The 18,474-nt window shown below is 66.8% G+C and carries 19 protein-coding genes, 4 tRNA genes and 1 pseudogene; 8 read left to right on the forward strand and 16 right to left on the reverse strand.

Translation table 11 applies throughout. The annotated features are described in order from the left end of the window. The 12 genes from OZ10_RS12080 to OZ10_RS12135 form a co-directional block, all read right to left on the reverse strand. A partial coding sequence (locus OZ10_RS12080; protein ID WP_039565087.1) for a GTP-binding protein occupies window positions 1-343 on the reverse strand: 343 nt, incomplete at its 3' end. A gap of 46 nt (window positions 344-389) precedes the next feature. Then, window positions 390-465: transfer RNA gene (locus OZ10_RS12085), tRNA-Thr, on the reverse strand. A 33-nt stretch (window positions 466-498) separates the two neighbouring features. Further along, window positions 499-572 (reverse strand) — tRNA-Gly (locus tag OZ10_RS12090). A gap of 29 nt (window positions 573-601) precedes the next feature. Then, window positions 602-687: transfer RNA gene (locus tag OZ10_RS12095), tRNA-Tyr, on the reverse strand. Window positions 688-840: 153 nt separating this feature from the next. Beyond that, complete coding sequence (gene ychF, locus OZ10_RS12100) at window positions 841-1,932, reverse strand: redox-regulated ATPase YchF (RefSeq protein WP_039411283.1); 1,092 nt, start codon at window positions 1,930-1,932, stop codon at window positions 841-843. 74 nt (window positions 1,933-2,006) lie between these two features. Continuing rightward, the gene (pth, locus tag OZ10_RS12105) at window positions 2,007-2,591 is read right to left on the reverse strand and encodes an aminoacyl-tRNA hydrolase (protein ID WP_039411281.1); all 585 of its coding nucleotides are present in this window, start codon (window positions 2,589-2,591) and stop codon (window positions 2,007-2,009) included. Window positions 2,592-2,642: 51 nt separating this feature from the next. Beyond that, window positions 2,643-3,278, reverse strand: coding sequence for a 50S ribosomal protein L25/general stress protein Ctc (locus OZ10_RS12110; RefSeq protein WP_039411279.1), 636 nt, complete (start codon window positions 3,276-3,278; stop codon window positions 2,643-2,645). Window positions 3,279-3,389: 111 nt separating this feature from the next. Next, window positions 3,390-4,349, reverse strand: a complete 960-nt coding sequence (locus OZ10_RS12115) for a ribose-phosphate diphosphokinase (RefSeq protein ID WP_039411276.1) — start codon at window positions 4,347-4,349, stop codon at window positions 3,390-3,392. Window positions 4,350-4,508: 159 nt separating this feature from the next. Beyond that, window positions 4,509-4,585, reverse strand: a tRNA-Gln gene (locus OZ10_RS12120). 3 nt (window positions 4,586-4,588) lie between these two features. Beyond that, on the reverse strand, window positions 4,589-5,473 hold the full coding sequence (ispE, locus tag OZ10_RS12125; RefSeq protein ID WP_039565090.1) for a 4-(cytidine 5'-diphospho)-2-C-methyl-D-erythritol kinase: 885 nt from the start codon (window positions 5,471-5,473) through the stop codon (window positions 4,589-4,591). Beyond that, on the reverse strand, window positions 5,455-6,108 hold the full coding sequence (gene lolB, locus OZ10_RS12130) for a lipoprotein insertase outer membrane protein LolB (protein WP_039565093.1): 654 nt from the start codon (window positions 6,106-6,108) through the stop codon (window positions 5,455-5,457). Before lolB ends, ispE begins: the two co-directional genes overlap by 19 nt. Beyond that, on the reverse strand, window positions 6,105-7,793 hold the full coding sequence (locus OZ10_RS12135) for a tetratricopeptide repeat protein (protein ID WP_039565095.1): 1,689 nt from the start codon (window positions 7,791-7,793) through the stop codon (window positions 6,105-6,107). Before OZ10_RS12135 ends, lolB begins: the two co-directional genes overlap by 4 nt. A 65-nt stretch (window positions 7,794-7,858) precedes the next feature. On the opposite strand from OZ10_RS12135, the gene hemA reads away from it, so the two are divergent. From hemA to ppk2, 5 genes are all read left to right on the forward strand, one after another. Further along, window positions 7,859-9,157: a glutamyl-tRNA reductase gene (gene hemA, locus OZ10_RS12140; protein ID WP_039411265.1), complete on the forward strand. Its 1,299-nt coding sequence runs from the start codon at window positions 7,859-7,861 to the stop codon at window positions 9,155-9,157. After that, on the forward strand, window positions 9,135-10,220 hold the full coding sequence (gene prfA, locus OZ10_RS12145; protein ID WP_039565098.1) for a peptide chain release factor 1: 1,086 nt from the start codon (window positions 9,135-9,137) through the stop codon (window positions 10,218-10,220). Before hemA ends, prfA begins: the two co-directional genes overlap by 23 nt. Beyond that, on the forward strand, window positions 10,217-11,923 hold the full coding sequence (locus OZ10_RS12150) for an O-linked N-acetylglucosamine transferase, SPINDLY family protein (RefSeq protein WP_039565100.1): 1,707 nt from the start codon (window positions 10,217-10,219) through the stop codon (window positions 11,921-11,923). The genes prfA and OZ10_RS12150 overlap by 4 nt, the downstream gene beginning before the upstream one ends. Before the next feature lie 328 nt (window positions 11,924-12,251). Then, on the forward strand, window positions 12,252-12,770 hold the full coding sequence (moaB, locus tag OZ10_RS12155) for a molybdenum cofactor biosynthesis protein B (RefSeq protein ID WP_039411258.1): 519 nt from the start codon (window positions 12,252-12,254) through the stop codon (window positions 12,768-12,770). Window positions 12,771-12,800: 30 nt separating this feature from the next. Beyond that, window positions 12,801-13,583 (forward strand): polyphosphate kinase 2, encoded by a 783-nt coding sequence (ppk2, locus tag OZ10_RS12160; protein ID WP_039565102.1) that lies wholly within the window; start codon window positions 12,801-12,803, stop codon window positions 13,581-13,583. On the opposite strand, the gene OZ10_RS12165 is transcribed toward ppk2, so the two are convergent. The 4 genes from OZ10_RS12165 to OZ10_RS12180 all read right to left on the reverse strand — a co-directional run bounded on the left by OZ10_RS12165 (window position 13,565) and on the right by OZ10_RS12180 (window position 17,024). Continuing rightward, the gene (locus OZ10_RS12165) at window positions 13,565-14,791 is read right to left on the reverse strand and encodes a hypothetical protein (protein ID WP_039411254.1); all 1,227 of its coding nucleotides are present in this window, start codon (window positions 14,789-14,791) and stop codon (window positions 13,565-13,567) included. The two genes, ppk2 and OZ10_RS12165, sit on opposite strands and share 19 nt — an antisense overlap. Window positions 14,792-14,875: 84 nt before the next feature. Continuing rightward, window positions 14,876-15,142 (reverse strand): acylphosphatase, encoded by a 267-nt coding sequence (locus tag OZ10_RS12170; protein WP_039411251.1) that lies wholly within the window; start codon window positions 15,140-15,142, stop codon window positions 14,876-14,878. Then, entirely contained in the window at window positions 15,142-15,750 is a 609-nt protein-coding gene (locus tag OZ10_RS12175) for a TlpA family protein disulfide reductase (RefSeq protein WP_039411250.1), read from the reverse strand. Before OZ10_RS12175 ends, OZ10_RS12170 begins: the two co-directional genes overlap by 1 nt. Next, complete coding sequence (locus OZ10_RS12180) at window positions 15,747-17,024, reverse strand: YihY family inner membrane protein (protein WP_039411248.1); 1,278 nt, start codon at window positions 17,022-17,024, stop codon at window positions 15,747-15,749. Before OZ10_RS12180 ends, OZ10_RS12175 begins: the two co-directional genes overlap by 4 nt. Window positions 17,025-17,133: 109 nt before the next feature. Here OZ10_RS12180 and wrbA point away from each other — a divergent pair, with 109 nt between their 5' ends. From wrbA to OZ10_RS12195, 3 genes and pseudogenes are all read left to right on the forward strand, one after another. Continuing rightward, window positions 17,134-17,730 (forward strand): NAD(P)H:quinone oxidoreductase, encoded by a 597-nt coding sequence (gene wrbA, locus OZ10_RS12185; RefSeq protein ID WP_039411246.1) that lies wholly within the window; start codon window positions 17,134-17,136, stop codon window positions 17,728-17,730. Then, window positions 17,727-18,071 carry a DUF2069 domain-containing protein gene (locus tag OZ10_RS12190; RefSeq protein ID WP_039411244.1) on the forward strand — a complete coding sequence of 115 codons (345 nt, stop codon included), beginning with the start codon at window positions 17,727-17,729 and terminating at the stop codon, window positions 18,069-18,071. Before wrbA ends, OZ10_RS12190 begins: the two co-directional genes overlap by 4 nt. A gap of 180 nt (window positions 18,072-18,251) precedes the next feature. Continuing rightward, window positions 18,252-18,474 (forward strand): annotated as a pseudogene (locus tag OZ10_RS12195) (asparaginase domain-containing protein); the annotation flags it as partial.

Below are 18,474 nucleotides of genomic sequence, written 5' to 3' on the forward strand. Positions count from 1 at the left end.
GCGGCATCGGGCCGTCAGCGGCCGAACACACCAGGATCGCGCCGTCCATCTGCGCCGCACCGGTGATCATGTTCTTGACGTAGTCGGCGTGGCCGGGGCAGTCAACGTGTGCGTAGTGGCGGGTCGGGGATTCGTATTCGACGTGCGCGGTCGAAATCGTGATGCCGCGCGCCTTTTCTTCCGGCGCTGCGTCGATCGCGTCATACGCCTTGAACTCGCCACCGAAACGCTCTGCACCGATCTTGGTCAGCGCGGCGGTCAACGTGGTCTTGCCATGGTCGACGTGACCGATGGTGCCGACGTTCACGTGCGGCTTGGTGCGCTCGAATTTAGCTTTTGCCATGGGTGCAAGTTCTCGGTAATCGTTTGGAGTTAAGACGATTGAGTAATGGTGCTCACGAAAGGAATCGAACCTTCGACCTCCTCCTTACCAAGGAGGTGCTCTACCGACTGAGCTACGTGAGCGAGTTTTGCATTATGCCATGCATTTGCGTTCAATGGAGCGGGAGACGGGAATCGAACCCGCACCATCAGCTTGGAAGGCTGAGGTTCTACCGTTGAACTACTCCCGCGCCGGGAACTGCATGCCACAACGTGAAACTGGTGGAGGGAGGTGGATTCGAACCACCGAAGGCGTAAGCCAGCAGATTTACAGTCTGCCCCCGTTGGCCGCTTGGGTATCCCTCCAGCTTTTACTACCGGACCGTTGCGCGGTGAAGCGAATCGGTTCGGGGTGAAGCAGCCCGTTATTTTGTTGTGGGACGCACCCGGTGTCAACAAAAATTTTGAACTATTCGTCACACCCGACAGCGCGCGGCGAACGACGCCGCGCGCACCGGATCAGACGTTGAAACGGAAGTGCAGCACGTCGCCTTCCTGGACGCGATATTCCTTGCCTTCCAGACGCAGGCGGCCCGCGTCGCGCGCACCGGCTTCGCCGCGATACTTGATGAAATCATCGAAACCGATGGTCTCGGCGCGGATGAAGCCCTTCTCGAAATCGGTGTGAATGACGGCCGCCGCCTGCGGCGCGGTGGAGCCAGCCCTGACCGTCCAGGCGCGCACTTCCTTGACGCCTGCGGTGAAGTAGGTCTGCAGGCCGAGCAGCGTGTAAGCGGCGCGAATGACGCGATTCAAGCCAGGCTCGCTCAGCCCGAGATCGGCCAGGAAGGTATCGCGGTCCTCGTCGTCCAGCTGGGACAGCTCTTCTTCGATCGCGGCCGAGACCGGCACCACTTCTGCACCTTCGCCTGCAGCGTGCGCGCGCACGGCATCCAGGTGCGGATTGTTCTCGAAACCGTCTTCCAGCACGTTGGCGATGTACATCACCGGCTTGAGCGTGAGCAGGAACAGATCGCGCACCAGCGTCTTCTCTTCCTCATCCAGGCCGGCCGCACGTCCCGACTTTCCATCAGCCAGCGCCGCCTGCAGCTTGGCCAGCACCGGCTTGCGTGCCGCAGCCTCCTTGTCGCCGCCCTTGGCACTGCGCTCGGCGCGATTGAGCGCCTTTTCCACGCTATCCAGGTCGGCCAGCGCCAGCTCGGTATCGATGGTTTCGATATCGGAAATGGGGTCGACCTTGTTGTTGACGTGGATGACGTCATCGTTCTCGAAGCAACGCACCACGTGGGTGATCGCATCCACTTCGCGGATGTGCGCCAGGAACTTGTTGCCCAGGCCCTCACCGCTCGCCGCACCGGCCACCAGGCCGGCGATGTCGACGAACTCGACCGCGGTCGGAATCAGCTTCTGCGGCTTGACGATCTCGGCCAGCTGGTTGAGGCGCGGATCGGGCACCGGCACGATGCCAACGTTGGGCTCGATGGTGCAGAACGGAAAATTGGCCGCAGCGATGCCCGCCTTGGTCAGCGCGTTGAACAGGGTCGACTTGCCGACGTTGGGCAGGCCGACGATGCCGCATTTGATACCCATGGGTCACATCCGGGATTTGGGATTCGGGATTGGAGATTCGTCATGCCACATGGCCACGAATCCCCAATCCCCAATCACGCATCCCTGCTTGTATGCAGGCGCTTCATCGCCTCGTTGAAATTGCCATCCATTGCCAGCGGCAGTACGTCGATGGCCGCATCTATTGCCTGACCAATCGCCACATCATCCTCGCGCCCTGCCCGTCCCAGCACCCAGGGCACCACGCGGTCCTTGTGACCGGGATGACCGATGCCGACGCGCAAGCGGTGAAATTTGCCATGGCCGAGCAGGCGGATGGTGTCACGCAGACCGTTCTGGCCGCCATGCCCGCCGTCGAACTTGAGCCGTGCCGTGCCGGGTGACAGATCCAGTTCGTCGTGGGCGACGAGCATCTGCTCCGGCTCGATCTTCCAGAACCGCAATGCGGCGGTGATCGATTTACCACTGAGATTCATGAACGTCGCCGGCCTGAGCAGCCAGACCGGCTGGCCCGCGATATCGACCCTGGCCGTCTCGCCGAACAGCTTGCTGTCCAGGCCCCAGCGGGCGCCACTGCGCTCGACGAGGGCATCGACGAAACGAAACCCGGCGTTATGCCGGGTTTGCGCGTGTTCGGGACCTGGATTACCCAGCCCGACGATCAGACGAAGTGCAGACATGCCAGTGACCGCAGCCGATTCCCCGCATGCTGCGAGGAATCGGCCAACGGATTACTTGGTCTCTGCGCCTTCGCTGCCTTCTTCACCGGCAGCGTCTTCTTCCTCGACGCGCACGTGCTTGGCCGCGACCACGGCGACGTCGTGTTCCTTGCCCAGCTTCAGTTCCGGAATTTCAACACCGGCCGGCAGCTTGATTTCGGACAGGTGGATCACGTTGCCCACTTCCAGGCCACCGAGGTCGACCTCGATGAACTCCGGCAGGTCCTTCGGCAGGCAGACCACCTGGACTTCGTTGAGCTCGTGGGTCACGACCACTTCGCTGGACTTGCCAGCCGGCGAGGTTGCTTCGTTGACGAAGTGCAGCGGCACAGCGGCGCTGAGCTTCTCATTGGCGCTGACGCGCTGGAAGTCGATGTGCATGATCAGCTGCTTGAACGGATGGCGCTGCATGTCACGCAGCAGCACCTGCTGCACGTCGCCATTGAGGTTCAGGTCCAGGATCGACGAGTAGAACCACTCGTTCTGCTGGGCGAGCCAGATCTGCTCATGGTTGAGCTGGATGCTGACCGGCTCGAGTTCGCCACCGTAGACGATGGCCGGAATGACGCCAGCGTGACGCAGGCGGCGGCTCGCACCCTTCCCCTCGTCTGCGCGGCGCTCGACCTTGATTTCGTGAGTCTTTGCCATGTTGTTTCACTACCTAGTTTGGAATACCGCCTCGCGGCGATGAAGCGTCTCACCCGCGACCAGGAGAGACGTGGTACCGGCACCCGGGAGATCCGGGCACCGAATGGGAGATCAGTCGACGTAGAGCGAGCTGACCGATTCGCCGAAGGCGATGCGGCGAATGGTCTCGGCCAGCAGTTCGGCCACGCTCAGCTGACGAATCTTGGGGCAGGTCCGCGCCGCTTCGTTCAACGGGATCGTGTCGGTGACCACCAGCTCGTCGAGCTGCGAATTGTTGATGTTGTCCACCGCGGGGCCGGACAGCACCGGGTGGGTGATGTAAGCCACCACCTTGAGCGCACCGCGCTGCTTGAGCGCAGCGGCAGCCGCACACAGGGTGCCGGCGGTATCGACCAGGTCGTCCACCAGCACGCAGGTCTTGCCCTGTACGTCGCCGATGATGTTCATCACGGTGGCGACGTTGGCGCGCGGACGGCGCTTGTCGATGATGGCCAGATCAGCGTCATCCAGGCGCTTGGCGACGGCGCGCGCGCGCACCACACCACCCACGTCCGGCGACACCACGATCAGGTTGTCGGTGCCGTAGGCGCGCCAGATATCGGCCAGCAGCAGCGGCGAGGCATAGACGTTGTCCACCGGCACATCGAAGAAGCCCTGGATCTGGTCGGCATGCAGGTCGACCGTCAGCACGCGGTCGGCCTCCATCGCGCAGATCATCTTGGCGGCGACCTTGGCGGTGATCGGCACGCGCGAGGAGCGCATGCGACGGTCCTGGCGCGAATAACCGAAATACGGGATCACCGCGGTGACGGACTGGGCGCTGGCGCGCTTGAGCGCGTCGATCAGCACCAGCAGCTCCATCAGGTTCTCGGCGCTCGGCGCGCAGGTCGGCTGGATGACGAACACTTCCTGCCGGCGCACGCTTTCTTCGATTTCGACCTGCACCTCGCCATCGGAGAAGCGCGTGACCAGCGCCTTGCCCATGCGCACGCCGAGCTCCTTGCAGATGCTCTGGGCAAGCGGCTTGTTGGCATTGCCGGAGAACACCAGCAGGTTACGTTGATCTTGCATGGGATCTCTCGGGCGGCGGCGAAGAGCGTGCGGGTCGGCGGAAGAGCAGAGGAGCCACGCCGTTGCCCGGCCGTACCTCGATCTGCGCACATGAAGCTGCGGGAGCCTGCAGACGAATCTGCATCTGCACCTCTTGCAGAGCGACCCACATCAACACATTGGCAGGGGCGGTAGGATTCGAACCTACGAATGCCAGGATCAAAACCTGGTGCCTTGGGCCTCTTGGCGACGCCCCTGCATCAAACTTGTCTCGCGTCCAGTGCGTCGAGCAATGGCGAGTGCGCTGCACCCTTCACAACCCACGCCCGCAGGCTGCCCGGCAACTGCGCCATGGCCTGCTCTGCAGCAGCGCGCGTGGCGAATTCGACGAAGCACCCACTTCCCGACCCGGTCAAACGCGGCGTTCCGATCCTGGACAGCGCCAGGAACACGGCCTCGACAGCGGGTTCACGGCGCCGCAGGACCGGCTCGAATGCATTGTCGAGCAGAGAACCGGAAGCGAAGTCCGCTATTTTCGCGGGCGCGGCATCCCGCGTCAATTCCTGTGATTGAAATAAGGCCGGCGTGGGCACGTGAACACCTGGATCGACCAGCACATAAGCCGCGTCCGGGAGTGTGATGGGGGTCAATTGCTCGCCGACGCCCTCGGCCCAGGCGTTGTGCCCGCGCACGAACACCGGCACGTCCGCACCCAGTTGCAAGCCCAGCCCGGCCAGCGCATCGACCGGCAAACCCAGGCCCCACAAGACATTGAGCGCCACCAGCACGGTTGCCGCATCCGAGGAGCCGCCACCGAAACCGCCACCGGCGGGGATGCGTTTGTCGACCCGGATCTCGGCACCCGCGTCCGTGCCAGCGGCCGATTGCAGCAGCCGCGCGGCGCGAATCACCAGATCGTCGTCTTCCGTAACGCCGGGCAGACTCTCGCCGATACGCCGGATCAGGCCATCGCCGCGCAAACGAAGATGAATGGTGTCCCCCCAGTCCAGCAGCCGGAACACGGTCTGTAGCAGGTGGTAGCCATCGGCGCGGCGCCCGACGATCTGTAGAAACAGGTTCAGCTTGGCCGGCGCGGGCCATGCTGACCACCCTTCCTGCGCCGACATCAGGGCGAGACCGTCCATTGATCGACCAGCAGGCGCATCTTGGCGCTGCCGTTGTGGGCTTCGATACGTTGCGGCAGCTCGGGCTGACCGTCACCGGCAGGAGCCCAGGCCAGGAACTCGATGGTCCAGCCACCCTGTTGCACGGTGCGCGGGCGCCCGGCGGCATCCAGGTCCACACGCTGCGCAGCGGTGTCGGCGATGCGCAGCGCGCGCACCCAGTCCGCCATCCGGTTGACCGGAATGGTCCAGCCGGTCGCCTCGAGCAACACCTGCTCTGCGTCCGGCCCACTGCGCGGGCCGCCATCCAGCCCTTCGATCCGGCCGGCGCCGGTGGCGCTGTCGCCGGTAAGCACCCAGCTCTGCCGGGTCACTGGCGCACTGAGCTGCACGCGGTATTGCGGGCCATTCTGCTGCCAGTCGATGCGGCCGCTGCCGCCGTCACGGCCCTTGCTGATCGCCACCCGGCCCTGGAACGACCAGGTGGGGTGGGCCTGCAGCCAGGCCTGGCGCGCGGCTTCGGCCTGGCGGGCCTGGTCGGACACCTGTTCGACCACCGCTGCTCCGCCGCCCTGCCCGCGCGGCACGCTCACGCAGCCGGACAGCGCAGCCAGCACCAGCCCGCTCAGGGCCAGCGTGCGGATCCCGCGGTTCATAGGCCGAACTTTTCCACGGCGCGCTGCAGCGCGCGATTGTCCGGGTCCAGCCGGCGCGCTTCATCGAAATAACGCCGCGCCTCGTCCTGCTTGCCGCTGACCCACAGCACCTCGCCCACGTGGGCGGCGATTTCCGGGTCCTTGACCAGCGCCCAGGCACGGCGCAGTTGCACCAGGGCCTCCTTGTTGCGCCCCATGCGGTACAGCACCCAGCCGTAGCTGTCGACGATGGCCGGGTTGTCCGGGTCGGCGGTGCGGGCGCGGTCGATCAGCGCCAGCGCTTCCTTATAGCGTGTGGTGCGATCGGCCAGGGTGTAGCCCAGCGCGTTGAGCGCGGCGACGTTTTCCGGCTCGGCCACCAGGATCTTGCGCAGGTCGGCCTCGGCCCGCGGCACGTCGTCGCGACGCTCCCACGCAAGGCCACGGGCATACAGCAGTGCACTGTCGTCCGGATAGGCGGCCAGGCCGCGTTCGAAGGCGTCCAGCTCGCCGGGGGCATCCTCGGCGCGCTGGTGAAGCTCGGCCTCCAGCACGTACGCATCGCGACGAGCATCGTCGTCGGCACTGGCATCGCCCTGCAGGGCACGCACTTCGGCCAGCGCCTCGGGTTTGCGACCCAGTTCGTACAACGCGCTGGCCGCGCGCAAGCGCGCCTCGCTCAGCTGCGGGCCGCCCGGCATGCCGCGGTACCACTCCACCGCTTCGTCGTAACGTTTGAGGAATTCGGCGATCTTGCCCAGCAGCAGGCGGCGATCCGGATCCGGCTTGGCGGCATTGCTCTTGAGCTCGCCGTACAGCGCTTCGAGCGCGCTGCGGTCCTTCTCCTTGGCCAGCATGGAGGCCCGCAACCCGTAGGTCTGGGTGTCCTGCGGCCCGGTGGAGAGCACGCGTGCGGCCGCCTCGGTCTGGCCCATGGCGTCGTAGGCGAAGGCCAGCGCGCCGCGCAGTTCGGAGTCCTTCACCGCCTGCGGCTCGATCGCCTTCAGCAAGGCCAATGCCTCGTCGTTCTTGCCTTCCTGCTGCAGCTGGGTGGCATGCAGCAAGGCCACGCGCGGCTCTTCGGGGAAGCGGCGCACCACTTCATCGACGATGCGCTTGGCCAGCGCCGGGCGCTCCATGCGCAGCGCGAGCCGGCCGAACTCCTGCCAGGCCTCGATCTGGTTGGGGATGGCGCCCGCCTTGACGAGGTCTTCGAGCACGTCGGCAGAGGCTTCAGGCTCGCGGCCGCCATTGGCCAGGGCGATCAACGCAAAACGCCAGCCGCGCGGGTCGGGTTCCTTGAGCAGGCCGAGCAGATCGCGACGGGCGGTGCGCAGGTCGTTGCGGCGCAAGGCCAGCGACGCCTCGGTGCTGCGCATCGACATCGACGATGGCGCGCGGGCGCGCCACAGCGCCATCGCCTCGATGGCGCGCGGGTCGTCGTTGGCCAGCATGGCGATGCGGGCGGCCCGTTCGGCCAGCCCGGCGTCGCCGGCTTCGGCCTTGGCGGCGTCCAGGTAGGCACGGGCGGCATCGTCCAGCTGCCCGGCCTGCAAGGCGAATTCGCCAGCGAGCACGGGTTCCAGCGAGGTGGCGCCGGCAGCCTTGGCGGGTGGCGCGGGCGGTGCTTTCTTGGGTGCTGCAGTGGCACTGGTGGAGACTGCGACCAGCAAAAGAACACTCAGGATGCGAATCGGTACAGGCATCGGGGGCAACCGGGCCGTAAAATGGGGCCCTGAATGGCCGCCAGCTTATCGCAAGCAACTGAACAATGACGTTGTGGGTGCTCGGACTGAATCACCAGACCGCTCCTGTGGACCTGCGCGAACGTGCAGCGTTCGCCGGTGAGGCACTGCCGCGTGCGCTCGAATCGTTGCGTACGTTGCCGCAGGTGCGCGAGGCGGCGCTGTTGTCCACCTGCAATCGCACCGAGCTGTATGCGATGGCCGACGACGCGCAGACGCTGGCCGGCTGGCTGGACGCACACGCCCCCGGGCTGAGCGGGTATCTGTATCAACACCAGGATGCCGATGCGGTACGTCACCTGTTCCGGGTGGCCACGGGGCTGGATTCGATGGTACTGGGCGAGCCGCAGATCCTGGGCCAGGTGAAGGATGCCTGGGCGGTGGCGCGGGCCCACGGCGCGCTGGGCAGCGGCCTGGATCGGCTGTTCCAGCAGACCTTTTCGGTGGCCAAGCGCGCACGCACCGATACCCGGGTCGGTGCCAATCCGGTGTCGGTGGCGTCCACGGCGGTGCGGCTGGCGCAGGAATCGTTCGCCCGGCTCAACGAATCGACCGTGTTGCTGGTCGGTGCCGGCGAGACCATCGAGCTGGCGGCCAAGCATCTGAGCGAGGGTCGCGTGCGGCGCCTGCTGATCGCCAACCGCACCCTCGCCCATGCGCAGACGCTGGCCAGCCAGCATGGCGGCTATGCGCTGCCGTTGACCGATCTGGAACGCCACCTGGCCGAGGCCGATGTGGTGTTCTCGGCCACCGCCGCGCGCGAGCCGGTGGTGACGCGCGCCCAGGTCGAACAGGCGCTGCGCGCACGCAAGCGTAAGCCGATGCTGCTGTTCGACCTGGCGGTGCCGCGCGACATCGAGGCCTCGGTGGCGCAGCTGGGCGATGCCTACCTGTACACGGTGGACGATCTGGAGCGCGCGGTCGAAGACAACCGTCGCAGCCGCCGCGAGGCCGCCGATCAGGCCGAAGCCATCATCGACCTGCAGGTGGCACGCTACGTCGAGACCGTGCAGGCCAACGCACGCCAGGCGCCGCTCAAGCGCCTGCGCGCATTCGGCGACAGCACCCGTGACGAGTTGCTAGCCAAGGCACGCCAGCAATTGAGCAACGGCAAGCCGGCCGACGAAGTGCTGGAACAGCTGGCGCATGCGCTGACCAACCGTCTGCTGCATCCGCCCACCGCTGCGCTGCGCGATGCGGCACTGAACAACGACCTGGAACTGACCAGTGCGGCCGACCGGCTGTTTCCGGAAAAGCCCGGTTACCAACATCCCCCTGTAGCTACCCCGATCGTGAGGACTGATGACGCCGACCCTGCGCCGTAAGCTCGAAGCGCTGGCCGAGCGCCGCGAAGAACTGCAGCACCTGTTGTCCGACCCGGATGTGGTCAGCAACAACGACAAGTTCCGCACCTTGTCGCGCGAACTGTCGCAGCTGGAGCCGGTGGCAGTGGCGCTGGAAGACGAAGCGCGCACCAAGGCCGACCTGAGCGCGGCCGAGGCCTTGCGCAGCGACCCGGAAATGCGCGAGCTGGCCGACGAGGAAATCGCCGCCGCGCAGGCACGCCTGGACGAGCTGGATGCGCAACTGGCGCTGCTGCTGGTGCCGCGCGACCCGCGCGATGACGGCAACCTGTTCCTGGAAGTGCGCGCCGGCACCGGCGGCGACGAAGCGGCCATCTTTGCCGGCGACCTGTTCCGCATGTACGCGCGCTATGCCGAGCGCCAGGGCTGGAAGGTCGAAATCGAATCCGACAGCCCCGGCGAACATGGCGGCTACAAGGAAGTGGTGGCGCGGGTGGTCGGGCGTGGCGCGTATTCGCGGCTGAAGTTCGAATCCGGCACGCACCGCGTGCAGCGCGTGCCCGCGACCGAGTCGCAGGGCCGCATCCACACCTCGGCCGCGACGGTGGCGATCATTCCCGAGGCCGATGACGTGGAAGAGATCGCGATCAATCCGGCCGATCTGAAAGTGGATACCTTCCGCTCGTCCGGTGCGGGCGGACAGCACGTCAACAAGACCGAATCGGCGATCCGCATCACCCATGTGCCGACCGGCGTGGTGGTGGAATGCCAGACCGAACGCAGCCAGCACGCCAATCGCGACAAGGCGATGAAGCGCCTGAAGGCGCAGTTGCTGGACACCGAACGCAGCAAGGCCGCCGCCGCCGAAGCGCAGACACGCAAGCTGCAGGTGGGCAGCGGCGATCGCAGCCAGCGCATCCGCACCTACAGTTTTCCGCAGGGACGCATCACCGACCATCGTGTGGAAGGGCTGACGCTGTACGACCTGCCCAACATCATCGAAGGCGATCTGGATGCCCTGATCGCGCGCTTGCTGCACGAGCATCAGGCCGACGAACTGGCGCGGTTGAGCGACAGCCCGTGAGTGCCAACGTCCCGCGCGAGCTGCTGCAGCTGCGCGAGGCGGTGCGGCGCCAACCGGGGGACTTTGTCGCCTGGTTGATGTTGGCCGATGCCGAGCTGGGCATGGGCAACAGCACCGCCGGCGAGGTGGCGGTACAACGCGCCCTGGCCATGCATCCGGGTCACCCGGAGGCGATTGCACGGCTGGGCCGGGTACGCTGGGCGCAGCAGCGCCATGCAGACGCCGCCACCTTGCTGCAACAGGCCTCGGACCTGGTGCCGCAGCATCCAGGTATCGCGTTGTGGCTTGGGCACGCGTTGGAAGATGCCGGTCAACCGGAGCAGGCGGCTGACGCGTATGCGCGTGCGCATCAGTTGCTGCCCGACGAACCCTATATCACCGCGCAGTTGCTCAATTGGCGACGCCGCCTGTGCAATTGGCGCGAACTGGAACCACTGGCTGCGCACGTGCGTGCCGCCGTGGCGCGAGGCGAGGCGGCAGTGGAGCCGTTCGCCTTCCTGAGCGAGGACGCCAGCGCGGCCGAGCAACTGGCGTGTGCCCGCACCCGTGCGCAGGCGATTGCCTCGTCTTTACGCCCGCTGCCTGCAGTCACGGTGCGCAGCCGCGGTGCGCTGCGGCTCGGCTTCGTTTCCAACGGCTTTGGCGCGCACCCCACCGGCTTGCTGACCGTGGCCTTGTTCGAAGCGCTGCAGCGACGTCAGCCGGACATGCAGGTGCACCTGTTCGCGACCAGCCATGACGATGGCAGCGAGATTCGTGCGCGCCTGGCGCAGGCGACGCGCCTGCATGACGTCACCGCACTGGGGCATCTGGCGACCGCGCAGCACATCCGGGACCAGGGCATCGATCTGCTGTTCGATCTGCGCGGCTGGGGCGGTGGCGGGCGCCCGGAAGTGTTCGCACTGCGGCCAGCGCCGGTGCAAATCAACTGGCTGGCGTATCCGGGCACTTCCGGCGCGCCCTGGATGGACCATGTGCTGGGCGATGCGTTTGCACTGCCGCCGCCGCTGGAGCCGTTTTACAGCGAACAGGTGCTGCGCCTGCCACGCGTGTTTCAACCGTCGGACACCTCGCGCACGGTCGCGCAACCGCCACCGCGTGCGGAGTGCGGCTTGCCTGAGCGGGGTGTGGTGCTGTGCTGCTTCAACAACAGCTACAAACTCACTCCACGCAGCATGGCGCGCATGCTGGCGGTGTTGCGCGCGGTGCCCGGTAGCGTGTTGTGGCTGCTGTCCGGGCCGGGCCTGGCCGATGCGCGACTGCGCGCGGTGGCGCAGGCACAGGGCGTGGATCCGCAGCGGCTGGTGTTCATGCCGAAGTTGCCGCATCTCCAGTATCTGGCGCGCTATCGGCATGCGGATCTGTTTCTGGACACGCACCCGTACAATGCCCACACCACGGCCTCCGACGCGCTATGGGCAGGCTGCCCGGTACTGACCACGCCGGGCGAGACGTTCTCCGCGCGCGTGGCTGGCAGCCTGAATCAGCATCTGGGGCTGGATGAGATGAATGTGCCCGATGACGCTGCGTTTGTCGCCAAGGCGATCGAACTGGCGAGCGATGCGGATGCCTTGCGTGGTGTGCGCGTGCGATTGGCCGAACAACGCCTGCGCAGTGGCGTTTTCGATATGGACGGATTCGCGGATGATCTGGCTGCGCTGCTGCGTGGCATTGCGCGGCGCAGTGGGTGGGTGGGAGGTTAGCGTCGGTTGCCGGATGTTGCGCTTCTGGGTTGGCATGCGAGATGGCGTGGTGCTTGAGGCGCGGAATCCTTCGCTGGCGCTGCCACACGAGCGACAGTCAGGCATGAATGCCGCTCCCTTCTCTCCCTTCGGGAGAAGGTGGCGCGTAGCGCAGGATGAGGGTGCGGCTACGGCCGTGACACTGGTTAACCGTACCCTCACCCCAACCCCTCTCCCGCAGGGAGAGGGGCTTAGAGCGACGCAGTAGCTAACGCCTGACAGGCACCCGCTCCGTAGACTTCACACCACAACGCTGTACCCGGCCGTCCGGGCTCGCTAGGCTGCGCGCATGCCTTCCATTCTTGATTTCATTCCGCTGCGCCTGTGCGTGCTGACCGTGTCCGACAGCCGCATCCTGGCCGATGACCGTTCCGGCGATTACCTGGCCGATGCCCTCACCCACGAAGGTCATGTGCTGCACGAACGGGCGCTGTGCCCGGACGACCGTTACCGCATGCGCGCGATCGTGTCCGGCTGGATCGCCGATGCCCAGGTCGACGGCATCCTGATCACCGGCGGCACCGGCTTTACGGGCCGCGACAGCACTCCGGAGGCGATCACGCCGTTGCTGGACAAGGTCATGCCCGGCTTCGGCGAGATGTTCCGCGCGATCAGCGTGGACGAGATTGGCACCTCCTCGCTGCAATCGCGCGCGTTTGCCGGGCTTGCCAACCACAGCTTCGTGTTTTGCCTGCCCGGTTCCACTTCGGCCTGCCGCACGGCGTGGGAGAAGATCGTGCGTGCGCAGCTGGATGCGCGGACCAAACCGTGCAATCTGGCGACACTGCGTCCACGTCTGGGCGAATAGCCTGCGCGCTCTCCACCGGCTGGAACGCGCATGTCGCATCTCAAACGCAAGGCCTACAAGAAACTGCTGGCACCGCTGCAACTGGAACTGGTCGGCATGGCACGCTGGCTGCGCCACACCAATCAGCGCGCCCTGGTGCTGGTGGAAGGCCGCGACACCGCCGGCAAGGGCGGCGTGATCCAGACCATCGCCAGCCATCTCAATCCGCGCCAGTGCCGGGTGGTGGCGCTGCCCAAGCCCAGCGACCGCGAGAACACGCAGTGGTATTTCCAGCGCTATGTCACGCATCTGCCGGCGGGCGGCGAGTTGGTGCTGATGGATCGCAGCTGGTACAACCGCGCGGGCGTGGAACGGGTCATGGGCTATTGCACCGACGCGCAATACGCCGCGTTTCTGGAGCAGGCGCCGCGCTTTGAACAGATGCTGGTCGACGACGGCATTCTGTTGTTCAAGTACTGGTTGTGCGTGGACCAAGCAGAACAGGAAGAACGCTTCGCCGAGCGTCACGCAGACCCGCTCAAGGGCTGGAAACTGTCGCCGGTGGATCTGCAGTCGCGCGACAAATACGACGACTACACCGCCGCACGCGAGCGCATGCTCGAAGCGACCCACACGCGCGATGCGCCGTGGACGCTGGTGGATTTCAACGACCAGAAACGGGGCCGGCTGAGCCTGATCCGCGATCTACTGGATCGGCTCCCGGACACGTCGGTGCCCGAAGCGCAATTCGCGTTGCCGCCCTTGCACGGCAAGCCGCACAAGAAACATTACGGCGTGCTGGAGCCGATCGACGATTACGCCGGCCAGTCCTGAGAGACTTCATCGCTGGCCGCGGTAGCGCGCGGCAGCGGGTGCAGGCCGGCCTGACGTTCGGCCTGCTCGGCCTGCAGCACCAGCTGGCTCAGGCGCTGACTGAACAGCTGCATGAAACCGCGGTGCAGCGGTCGCATCGCTTCCATGTAGTCCACGTCATCGGCTTGCGCGCCGAGCGGGCTGCACGAGGACAGCAGCACTTCGTCCAGGCGCAGCGCGCTGTCGGGCAGGCGCACCAGGGCGGCGCGGCGCAGCCAGTCGCGCATGCCTTCGCGGTATTCGGCAGCCAGGATGTAGGCCACTTCGACCTGGTCCAGGTCCACGTCCGGGTTCCAGGCCAGCACCTGGATCACCTGCGAACGCTCGTCCAGCATGCGGCCTTCGGCCACCAGGGCGTGCAGCTGCTGCAGCAGCCGCCACTGCGCCTCGGCCGCGCCGCGTTGGGCGGGCGGCATGGCGTCGATGGCCAGTGCCAGGCGACGTGCGAACAGGGCCGGCACCTCGGCCAGTACCACCGGGCCGGCATCGGCGCCGAGCAGGAACCGCTCGGTCCGCAGCGCGGCGGTGTCGGGCAGGTAGCCGTCCTGCAGTGGCCGCATGACACCGTGGTCGAGCAGCGACAGCACCACGTCCAGCCAGTAGCGGCGTTCCTGTTGCAGCGCGCGGTTGGCCGAGGCGTTCTGCCAGGCGGTGCGCACTTCGTCCAGCCGCGCGATGCAGGTCTGGGCATCGAGCCCATCCCATGGCGCGCGGGTGGCATCGTCGGGGTCGAAGGTTTCCGCACTGAGCATGCCGCCGCCGAAGCGATGCCAGGCCGCACCACGCTGGGTGTGGGCCGGGTCCAACCGGGAGACGGCAACCGGGGCCGGCGGCGCGGGGCGCAGCAATGCGGCGTAGGCATCGGCCCAGGATTCGGGCAAGCGTGCCGACAGCGGGTAGCTTGCCGAGGGCTGCGCCAGGCCACGGCGCGCCAGCCGCAGGCTCCACAGCAAGGCACCGATCACGATGCCGCCGAAGGTCCAGGCAACCAGCCAGCTGGTTGCCGCCTGGCCGGTTTGCAGCACGCGCGTGGACGGCTGCACGAACAGCAGCCAGCCGCTGCCCAGCAGCGCGCCGAGATACAGCCATGGCGCGGATTGCGCCAGCTGGCGACGGCGGCGTGCCGGTTGATCGTGCGCGTCGTTGTGATCCTGAGATGGAGCGGCCATTACATTCCCCTGAACGCCTGATCGCGTTGACAAGGTTATCGGCGCGTCGCCCCAACTCTGTTGCCCCGCCGTGCGGGCCGGCGCTCAGCCAGTTACAAAGTCTTCAGTCGTCGGAACCGGGCACGGCGCGCGTGTCACCGCGGCCACTCGCGCCGCAGGCGGGCCTTGCCATAGCCAGGCTTCCAGCGCATCCAGGGCGGCCGCGCTGCCGGCCGCGATCACTTCCACGCTGCCGTCGGCCTGGTTGCGGGCGTGCCCACACAGGCCCGGTGCCAGCGCGTGGTCGCGGGTGGAGGCCCGGTAGTAGACGCCTTGCACCACGCCGCTGATGACAAAGCGGGCGGCCTGCATCAACCGGCCTTGCCGGTGATGCCCACGGCGGTTTCGATATCGCGCGCGGTGACCGGGCCGAGGAATTGCTTGGCCACCTTGCCGTCCGGGCCGATCAGATAGGTCATCGGCAGGCCGCGCGGCGTGGCGAAGTCCTGCGGCGGCTGGTACGGGTCGAGGATGGCGACCGGATAGGAGACCGGATGGTCCTTCAGGAAGGCCTGCATGTCCGCAGCGGTGATGTCTTCATAGGCCAGGCCCACCACTTCGACGGCATCGCGCATGGTGTGCAGCGCCGACAGTTCCGGCATTTCCTTCAGGCAGGGCGCGCACCAGGTGGCCCAGAAATTGACCACCACCCACTTGCCGCGATGCGCGGCCAGATCGTAGGTCTCGCCGGTTACGGTCGGCAGCGAGAGCTTGGGCATTTCGGCGGTCTGCTGCACGACCGAGGTGCTGGCGGCGCCGGCCGGATCGGGAGCGGCAGGCGCTGCAGGTGGCTGAGCCGGCGCGGTGGGGGCCGCCGCATGGTCGGCCGAGGGCGCGCCGTCGCCGGTGGGCTTGCAGGCAGTCAGCATTAACAGCGGCAACAGCAGCGCGCATGCGCCGCGCACAAGGCGCACAGTCATGGAGGATCTCCGGGAAGGTGGGTGTAGAGGTCGCCAACCGGTTGCGCCAGCACGCTGCGCAACGGTTGGCGCAATTGTTCCAGCGCCGCGGCGGCGGCCTGGCCATAGGCATCGTCGCGACAAGGCAGGGGGCGGTCTTCGATCGGCACGCGCAGCTGACAGTTTTCGTAGAGTTCGGCCAAGGTCACTACATCCAGGTCACGCGCCAGCAGCCATTGCCCGCGCTCGTCGCGACGCAGCAGGCGGATGCGTTTGAGCTCGCACAGCAATTCCTGCATCAGGGTGTCGGTGAGCATGGGTTCCAGCGCCAGGATGCGGTCTTCGTCCAGGCCGTTGCCGTGGATGCGCGCCTGGCGGAAACGCCCCAGCAGCCGCAGCAGCCCGTAGATCTCGAAGCCCGGCGGCAGCCGCATCGCTTCGGGCTGGTAGCGGAATGCGGACATCGACGAGGCCAGCGAGGCGCCCAGCAGCACCGACACCCAGCTCAGGTAGATCCACAACAACAGGATCGGCAATGCCGACAGCGCGCCGTAGATACGCTGATACGTCTGGAAATTACCGAGATAGAACCCGAAGCCCCATTTGACGATCTCCATCAGGATCACCGCCAGCAGTGCGCCCGGCAGCGCATGCCGCAGCCGCACCACGTGCTGCGGCACCACGCGGTAGATCAGCACGATGCAGACGAACTCCACCGCCATCGGCGCCAGCCGCCAGGCGAATTCGGCCAGCCACTGGCCTTCTGTGGTGCGGAACAGCGGCAGCGCGAACACGTAGGCGGCCATCGCCATCGAGGCCGCGGCCAGCATGGTGCCCAGCGTCAGCACCGTCCAATAGATCAGGAACCGCGTCACCTTGGGGCGCGCGGCGGCGACCCGCCAGATGCTGTTGAAGGTCTGTTCGATGCTGTGCAGGGTGATCAGCAACGAAGCCACCAGCGCCACCATACCGGCCACGGTGAACTTGCCCAGGTCCTCCAGCGAACGGTTGAGATAGTTCTGCACCGAACGCGCAGCGCCAGGCACGAAATTGTTGAAGATGAAGTCGGTGAGCGCGTCCTTCCACTCGTTGAAGGCCGGAAATGCCGACAACACGCCGAACACCACGATGGCCAGCGGCACCAGTGCAAAGACCGTGGTGTAGGCCAGCGAGGCGGCCGCCTGGAACAGCCGGTCGTCCAGAAAGCGGTGCCATAGAAAGCGCCCGAAGCTCACCGTCCGCGCGCGGTCGCGCAGACGCTCTTTCCATTGGTGGAGGGTGTTCACACGCGACATCGCGCAAGGGTACCCGATGCGCCGTCATCGCGGCCTTGCCGCACCTGCGGCGTGCAGCAGGCCGGCCGCTTGGCCGATACTGCGGCAACTCACACAGTTGGTAGATGCGATGGCGGAGATTCTGGTGCTGTATTACAGCCGTGGCGGTTCGGTGGCGCGGCTGGCGCGGCAGATCGCGCGCGGCATCGGCGAAGTGCCCGGCATGAGCGCGCGGCTGCGCACGGTGCCGCCGGTGGCCGCGGTCACCCAGACCAGCGCCCCGCCGGTGCCGGACGAAGGCGCGCCGTACGTGGACCGCGCCGATCTGGCCGAATGCAGCGGCCTGTTGCTGGGCAGCCCCACCCGCTTCGGCAACATGGCCGCGCCGATGAAGCACTTCCTCGACAGCCTGGGCGCCGAATGGGCCAGTGGCACCCTGGCCGGCAAGCCGGCGGGCGTGTTCACCTCCACCGCCTCGATGCATGGCGGGCAGGAATCCACGCTGCTGTCGATGCATCTGCCCTTGCTGCATCACGGCTGCCTGATCGTCGGTATTCCGTTCACCGAGCCCGCGCTTAGCCACACCACCAGCGGCGGCACGCCGTACGGCGCCAGCCATGTGTCCGGAGCCGGCGGCGACCCGCAACCGAGCGAGGACGAGACCCTGCTGGCGCGCGCGCTCGGCCGCCGGGTGGCCGACATCGCGCGGCGGCTGGCGACCCCGTGAGCCTGCGCGCCACGCGTTGGCTGCTGACGGCGGCGCTGCTGGCGCTGGCGCTGCTGTTCGTGGCCTGGTTCCACGACGATGCACGCCCGATCGCCGCGCTCATCGTGTTCGTGCTGCCGGCCGCGCTGACCGGTGTGCTGGCGGTACGCAGCGCCCGCGCACGGTTCTGGGCCGGCGTGTTCGCGCTGGGATGGTTCAGCCACGGCGTGATGGCCGCCTGGAGCCAGCCGCACGCCCGCGGCCTGGCGTGGCTGGAACTGCTGCTGGCGCTGCTGGTGATCGCGCTGGTCAGCGGGCCTGGCGTGGCGGCCCGGTTCGGCAGCAAGCGCAGGGCGCGCTGACCGGCGCAGCGGCGGGCGGAATGACCGCGCCGGTGGCCCGGTGGCGGACCGCCCACCTGTCCAGGTGAGCGTGGGTCTCCGGCTTGCCCGCCCGCGGGCCGCAGCCAGCATCGCAGTCGGGCGGTATCATGGCGGCCCTCGCGCGGCCTGCACCGCGTTGGCCCTACAGGATTGGCAGCAATGGAAGACCTTCTGATCGTCACCACCGGTGGCACGATCGACAAGATCTACTTCGACGACAAATCGGACTACCAGATCGGCGACCCGCAGATCGGCCAGATCCTCAAGGAACTGGGCGTGACCTTCCGCTTCTCGGTGATTCCGATCATCCGCAAGGACTCGCTGCACATCACCGAGGCCGACCGCGAACTGATCCGCGCCACCATCGCCGCCCAACCCACCC

Origin of the sequence: Xanthomonas cannabis pv. cannabis (assembly GCF_000802365.1) — a bacterium.
Lineage (GTDB): Bacteria > Pseudomonadota > Gammaproteobacteria > Xanthomonadales > Xanthomonadaceae > Xanthomonas > Xanthomonas cannabis.

Excerpts from the sequence above, each read along its gene's own strand:
- ychF (WP_039411283.1), bottom strand. The coding sequence starts at position 1,932 with ATGGGTATCAAATGCGGCATCGTCGGCCTGCCCAACGTCGGCAAGTCG.
- pth (WP_039411281.1), bottom strand. The coding sequence starts at position 2,591 with ATGTCTGCACTTCGTCTGATCGTCGGGCTGGGTAATCCAGGTCCCGAA.
- OZ10_RS12110 (WP_039411279.1), bottom strand. The coding sequence starts at position 3,278 with ATGGCAAAGACTCACGAAATCAAGGTCGAGCGCCGCGCAGACGAGGGG.
- OZ10_RS12115 (WP_039411276.1), bottom strand. The coding sequence starts at position 4,349 with ATGCAAGATCAACGTAACCTGCTGGTGTTCTCCGGCAATGCCAACAAG.
- ispE (WP_039565090.1), bottom strand. The coding sequence starts at position 5,473 with ATGGACGGTCTCGCCCTGATGTCGGCGCAGGAAGGGTGGTCAGCATGG.
- lolB (WP_039565093.1), bottom strand. The coding sequence starts at position 6,108 with ATGAACCGCGGGATCCGCACGCTGGCCCTGAGCGGGCTGGTGCTGGCT.
- OZ10_RS12135 (WP_039565095.1), bottom strand. The coding sequence starts at position 7,793 with ATGCCTGTACCGATTCGCATCCTGAGTGTTCTTTTGCTGGTCGCAGTC.
- hemA (WP_039411265.1), top strand. The coding sequence starts at position 7,859 with ATGACGTTGTGGGTGCTCGGACTGAATCACCAGACCGCTCCTGTGGAC.
- prfA (WP_039565098.1), top strand. The coding sequence starts at position 9,135 with ATGACGCCGACCCTGCGCCGTAAGCTCGAAGCGCTGGCCGAGCGCCGC.
- moaB (WP_039411258.1), top strand. The coding sequence starts at position 12,252 with ATGCCTTCCATTCTTGATTTCATTCCGCTGCGCCTGTGCGTGCTGACC.
- ppk2 (WP_039565102.1), top strand. The coding sequence starts at position 12,801 with ATGTCGCATCTCAAACGCAAGGCCTACAAGAAACTGCTGGCACCGCTG.
- OZ10_RS12165 (WP_039411254.1), bottom strand. The coding sequence starts at position 14,791 with ATGGCCGCTCCATCTCAGGATCACAACGACGCGCACGATCAACCGGCA.
- OZ10_RS12170 (WP_039411251.1), bottom strand. The coding sequence starts at position 15,142 with ATGCAGGCCGCCCGCTTTGTCATCAGCGGCGTGGTGCAAGGCGTCTAC.
- OZ10_RS12175 (WP_039411250.1), bottom strand. The coding sequence starts at position 15,750 with ATGACTGTGCGCCTTGTGCGCGGCGCATGCGCGCTGCTGTTGCCGCTG.
- OZ10_RS12180 (WP_039411248.1), bottom strand. The coding sequence starts at position 17,024 with ATGTCGCGTGTGAACACCCTCCACCAATGGAAAGAGCGTCTGCGCGAC.
- wrbA (WP_039411246.1), top strand. The coding sequence starts at position 17,134 with ATGGCGGAGATTCTGGTGCTGTATTACAGCCGTGGCGGTTCGGTGGCG.